This window comes from Aminobacter sp. P4_H6_2 (genome assembly GCF_056400805.1).
The window spans coordinates 1-5,658 of the sequence record NZ_JBFUKO010000350.1; the positions used below are offsets into that span (position 1 = coordinate 1).

A 5,658-nucleotide genomic window follows, 5' to 3' on the forward strand; every position below is an offset into this window, starting at 1 on the left:
GGCAGTGGGCGAGGCGAACTCGGCAGCGCAGGTGTCGATGCGCTTGTAGACCGGATGCACGCCGAGCTTCTGGCGCGTCTTCTGAACGGCTTCCGGCTCGGACTTCGTGAGCGAGGCGAGGCGGGCATCGGAGAAGCCCATCGACTTCAGCATGCGCAGATTGTCGGCATCCTGTGGCAGGCCGTGCTCACGCACACGCGCTTCCATCGCGATGATGGCGGCGATCTGTTCGAGGAACCACGGGTCGATCTTGCACATGGCGTGCACGTCTTCGAGCGAGGTCCCCATGCGGATCGCCTGGGCGACCATGCGCAAGCGGTCGGGTGTCGGCGTGCCAAGGGCGGCGTGCACGGCGTTGCGGTCGTCGCCATTGTCGCCGTTCTCGCCAAGGCCGGGGATTTCGATCTCGTCGAGGCCGGTGAGGCCGGTTTCAAGTCCGCGCAGCGCCTTTTGTAGCGATTCCTGGAAGGTGCGGCCGATCGCCATGACTTCGCCGACCGACTTCATGGCTGTAGTCAGCGTCGTTGAGGCGCCGGGGAATTTTTCGAAGGCAAAGCGCGGGATCTTGGTGACGACATAGTCGATCGACGGCTCGAAGGAAGCGGGCGTCGCTCCGCCGGTGATGTCGTTTTCGAGCTCGTCGAGCGTGTAGCCGACGGCGAGCTTCGCGGCGATCTTSGCGATCGGGAAGCCGGTRGCCTTCGAGGCMAGCGCCGAGGAGCGCGACACGCGCGGATTCATCTCGATCACGACGAGCCGGCCGTCGGCCGGATTGACGGCGAACTGGACGTTGGAGCCGCCTGTCTCGACGCCGATCTCGCGCAGCACCGCGATCGAGGCGTTGCGCATGATCTGGTATTCTTTGTCGGTCAGCGTCAGCGCCGGTGCGACAGTGATCGAGTCGCCGGTGTGCACGCCCATTGGATCGATGTTTTCGATCGAGCAGATGATGATGCAGTTGTCGGCCTTGTCGCGGACGACCTCCATCTCGTATTCCTTCCAGCCGAGCACCGACTCCTCGATGAGGACTTCGGTGGTGGGGGAGGCATCGAGGCCGGAGCCGATGATCTCGAAGAATTCGGTGCGGTTGTAGGCGATGCCGCCGCCCGTGCCGCCCATGGTGAAGGACGGGCGGATGATGGCGGGCAGGCCGACATGGTCGAGCGCCTGGGCACCGATCGCCATGGCATGGTTGATGTAGCGCTGCTTGCGGTCGCCTTCGCCGAGGTTCCACTGGGTTTCAAGCGCGTCGAGCGCGGCGTCGAGATTGGCGGGGGCTTCCGCCTTGAGCGCTGCGCGCTCGGCCTCGTGCTTCTTGCGGTCGGCGTCCTTGACGTCGGAGGCGTTGGCCAGCATCGACTTCGGCGTCTCCAGCCCGATCTTGGCCATGGCTTCGCGGAACAGCGAGCGATCCTCGGCCTTGTCGATGGCTGCAGCGTCAGCACCGATCATCTCGACATTGTAGCGTTCGAGCACGCCCATGCGGCGCAGCGAAAGTGCGGTGTTGAGCGCGGTCTGGCCGCCCATGGTGGRCAGCAGCGCGTCAGGGCGCTCCTTGGCGATGATTTTCGCTACCACCTCAGGGGTGATCGGCTCGATATAGGTGGCGTCCGCCAGCTCGGGGTCGGTCATGATGGTGGCCGGGTTGGAGTTGACCAGGATGACCCGGTAACCTTCTTCCCTCAGCGCCTTGCAGGCCTGGGTGCCGGAGTAGTCGAACTCGCAGGCCTGGCCGATGACAATGGGACCAGCACCAATGATCAGGATGGACTTGATGTCGGTGCGTCTTGGCATGGTGTGCGTCCGTAAAAAGGCCTGCGCGAAGAACCGGGACGGGGCAATGCCCGGGCCGGTGCGCAAGTGAGATTCGAGTATCAGGCTAGGCGGGCCTTATAGGGGAAGGATTGGGAGTGGGGAACCCCGAAAAACGCTTTTCCTGTGCTGGAATGCGGGTTTGGCGTGGTGAAGGCGGACAAACGAAAGGGCAGCCGCGGTAACTCACGGCTGCCCTTGGACTGGCGGTCGACTTATGAGGCTTGCGAGATGCTGGCGCCGAACTCCTTGAAGCGCTTGATCGCATAGTCCGCGTCGATCAGCATTTCGGCGAAGTAGAGGCCGGGCGTTGCGGGGGCCTTGCCGTCGAGGCCGATCAGGCGTTCGACCGCAAGCGCCACTGCGAGTGCCGTGACCGGCGCCTGACCCTTGGGATGAACGAACTCGTAGCGGCTGCGGCCAGCGGTGCCGTCCTTCCTCTTGCCCGAGATGGCGATCATGATCTCGGTGGAAAAATGCTCGCCGCGATGGCGGCTTGCGGTTTCGCCAAGCGCGAAATCAAAGCGCACGGTTCGGGCGCCCGTCGTGACCGGCAGGCTGAAGACGTCGAAGGGCGAATAGGTCAAGCCGGGGACCTGCCTGCCATCGACACTGGTCACGGTGCGGCCCTGCTCGCCTGTTGCGGTCCAGTGCCATTTGTTGTCGTCGATAACCAGGGTGTTCGGCACCATGGTGAGGCGGTTGAAATCGGCCTCGGCGGCGGGGCCGCCCATGTCGTGCTCGTCGAGGAGGGCCGCGATCTCGATCGAATCCACCGTCTCGAACTGCTTGGCGAAATGCACGATGGCGAGGCTTGCGGCGCCGCCGAGCCAACTGCTGCCCATGAGGAACGGCGCGTTCGCCTTGTGGGTATAAATGGCGATCTCCGGCCCGATTTCGTGAATGCCGGTGGAGAGGCTCAGATATGGCACCGCTTTGGCCTGGGCGTAACGCAGGGCGTTGAGGGTGGCGTCATAGACGAACATGGCAATGGCGCTGAAGCCTTTGTCCGACGGCAGGCCGAGGTCCTGGCGGTCGAGGTCGACGACTATGGCTTCGGCGTTGCCGATCTCCTTGGCGACCGCATTTGCCTTATCGAGATTGCGCCCGGCGATGGCGATGGGCAGTGCCGGGTGCAACTTGCGCAGCGTGCGGGCGGCGAGGGCGCCGACGAAACCGGAACCGCCGATGATAAGTACGGGCTTGTGCGTTGTCATTTGGGCATAACTCCTCTGTGGCCGCGCAAGGGCGGCGCTGTCATATCTGAATGGAGGGGTGAGGCGGCGGGTGCTATCGCCGCCCAGGATCAGGCGAGCTTGACCAGCAAGTGCGGACGAGGAGCTGACCGGGGGCYGGGGCGGCAAGCGTGCGTTCGACCAGTTCGAAATTGGCGCGGCCGGGCAATCCTGCACGGCGGCTTTTCAAATGGATTTCACGGGCTGCAATGGTCATAAATCGCTCCTATGCTATGTTGTTAATATTGGTAAGTTACTTTATGTAAGTTACCATTGGTAATATGTATTGGCAAGAGCCGCATTCAAGTGCGCTTGGAAAAAAATTGGAGCCATGATCGTCATGAGTGCAGCCGCGACGAAAAAACTGCCGAAGGCCGAACGGCGCGTGCAATTGCTGGAAACCGCGCAGGAGATCGTGCGCGAGGAAGGCACCGACGCGCTGACGCTTGGCCGGCTTGCCGAACGTGCCGGTGTCAGCAAGCCAATCGCTTATGAGCATTTCGGCACCAGGGCGGGGCTGCTGATGGCGCTGTTTTCCGCCTACAATGATCTGCAGCTGGAAGCGCAGCGCCAGGCGCTGGCCTCGGCCGGCAAGACGCTGGGCGATGTCGCGGCCATTTTGGGCGAGGCCTATGTGAATTGCGTTGACACGGTCGGCCCGGAGGTCGGGGCGGTCTATGCGGCACTTTCGGGCACCGAGGAAATGGAAGGGTTCAAGCAGTCGCTGCGGGATGGCTATCTGAACGAATACCGCGAGGCGTTTTCGCGTTTTGTTGAATTGCCCGAGGAACTGAGCGGCGCGATCCTCTCAGGGCTTTTGGGCGCTGCCGAAGCGGTATCGCAGGATGCCGTCGCCGGGCGGATTTCCCGTGACGATGCGATTGCCGCACTGGCGCAGATATTCACCGCGACCCTCGACCGGTTTCGTCGCTGATTTCGTAGGCTGCTGTCAGCGATAGCGCAGGTTTTCGCGCGAGAGCTGGTCGAGGCGGCTGACACCCATCAGTTTCATGTTGCGCTCGATTTCGGTGCGCAGGTTGCCAAGCGCCTTTTCGACACCTTTCTGGCCGCCGGCGGCAAGCGCGTAGAGATAGAGATGGCCGCCCGAACAGGCGGTGGCGCCGGCGGAAATGGCTTTCAGGACGTGGGTGCCGCGGCGGATGCCGCCGTCGCAGATGATTTCGATCTGACCACCCACGGCGTCGGCAATCTCGGAGATCTGGTCGAAGGGCGAGCGCGACCCGTCGAGCTGCCGCCCGGCATGGTGCGGCACCATGATGGCACTGGCGCCAATGGCGACGGCGCGTCTGGCGTCGGCCACGCTCATGATGCCCTTGAGGCAGAACGGGCCGTTCCACTTTTGCCGAAGCGCCTCGGCGTCGTCCCAGGTCATCGACTGGTCGAGCATCTTGGTGAAGTAGTCGCCGATGGAGATGGCGATGTTGGTGCCTTCGCTGACATGGCCTTCGAGCTGCGGCAGGCTGAATTTTTCGCGCAGCAGGTAGTTGAAGCTCCAGCCCATGTGGACGGCGAAGCTGAAGAGGCTGTGCGGCGAGAGGCTGGGTGGGGAGGTGAAGTCGGTGCGCGTGTCGCGTTCGCGGTTGCCTCCGGTGACAGAATCGACCGTCAGCGTAAACACGTCGAATTTGGCCTCCCGGCAGCGCTCGAGCATGCTCCAGTTGAGGCCGCGGTCCTTGTGGAAATAGAGCTGGAACATTTTGGGCGTGCTGATTGTACGCCCAATTTCCTCGATGCTGACGGTGCCGAGCGAGGAGACCGAGAACATGGTGCCGAACTTCTCCGCAGCCTGGGCCACGGCGCGTTCGCCGTCATGGTGGAACAGGCGCTGCAAGGCGGTCGGCGAGCAGAACACTGGCATCGCCAACTTCTGTCCCATTATCGTGACCGACATGTCGACGTTCTCGACGCCGGCAAGCACGTTGGGCACCAGGTCGCAGCCATGGAAGGCCTCGGTGTTGCGGCGGTAGTTGGTCTCGTCTTCGGCGGCGCCATCGATGTAGTGGAAGATCGGCGCGGGAAGCCGTCGCTGGGCCAGCGCACGAAAATCTTCGACGTTGCTGCAGCGATCGATGCGCGAGAACATGTTCGTCCCCCATCGGTTCTCCGAAACTGGAGATTAGACGAAGACGGCCGCTGCAAACAGCCTGATGTACTCAGTCCGGCATGAAGCCGGTGCGCAAGGCGTGTGCCCATTCCGGACGACCGCTCTCTTCGGCGCGGCGGGCGGCAGCCTCGTGATCGTACATGACCGCGAGCGCGTCGATGCCCAAGACCTCGCCCGCGCCATCGAGTTCGACGATGCCGTAGCGTGCCATTGGCGAGCCTTGCTCGGAGACATGAACAGGGGCGTTGTCGTCGTGGTAGGCAGGAGCACCGACGCTGCCCGGATTGAACAGGATGCGGCCATCGGGCAGCCGTATGATATCGGGACGGTGGCTGTGGCCCGAGAGCAAAAGCCGGTATTTTGAGTCTGTCTGCCTGAGGCGGTTGTCGATGACCGGCAGTTGTGCGCGGACGAGCTGGTCTTCGGAGATGATTTCGGAGAGGTAGCGCTCGTCGTGGTTCGGCCGGGCATGGAATGCGAAGACTG

Annotated in this window: 6 protein-coding genes; 1 reads left to right on the top strand and 5 read right to left on the bottom strand. The window is 63.0% G+C overall.

The annotated features are described in order from the left end of the window. The 3 genes from carB to AC1DUU_RS21350 form a co-directional block, all read right to left on the bottom strand. Positions 1–1,794, bottom strand: a 1,794-nt coding sequence (carB, locus tag AC1DUU_RS21340) for a carbamoyl-phosphate synthase large subunit (RefSeq protein ID WP_476785395.1), incomplete at its 3' end; no start/stop codon positions are given. Between the two features lie 233 nt (positions 1,795–2,027). Beyond that, positions 2,028–3,029 (bottom strand): saccharopine dehydrogenase NADP-binding domain-containing protein, encoded by a 1,002-nt coding sequence (locus AC1DUU_RS21345; RefSeq protein WP_476785396.1) that lies wholly within the window; start codon positions 3,027–3,029, stop codon positions 2,028–2,030. Between the two features lie 73 nt (positions 3,030–3,102). Continuing rightward, positions 3,103–3,264 (bottom strand): hypothetical protein, encoded by a 162-nt coding sequence (locus tag AC1DUU_RS21350; RefSeq protein WP_476785397.1) that lies wholly within the window; start codon positions 3,262–3,264, stop codon positions 3,103–3,105. 123 nt (positions 3,265–3,387) lie between these two features. On the opposite strand from AC1DUU_RS21350, the gene AC1DUU_RS21355 reads away from it, so the two are divergent. After that, positions 3,388–3,981 (top strand): TetR/AcrR family transcriptional regulator, encoded by a 594-nt coding sequence (locus AC1DUU_RS21355; RefSeq protein WP_476785398.1) that lies wholly within the window; start codon positions 3,388–3,390, stop codon positions 3,979–3,981. Between the two features lie 15 nt (positions 3,982–3,996). Here the strand turns inward: AC1DUU_RS21355 and AC1DUU_RS21360 are convergent, their stop codons facing one another. After that, positions 3,997–5,151: an alpha-hydroxy acid oxidase gene (locus tag AC1DUU_RS21360; protein ID WP_476785399.1), complete on the bottom strand. Its 1,155-nt coding sequence runs from the start codon at positions 5,149–5,151 to the stop codon at positions 3,997–3,999. A 70-nt stretch (positions 5,152–5,221) separates the two neighbouring features. Next, positions 5,222–5,658 (bottom strand): metallophosphoesterase family protein (locus AC1DUU_RS21365; RefSeq protein WP_476785400.1); only part of this gene is annotated, 437 nt, incomplete at its 5' end.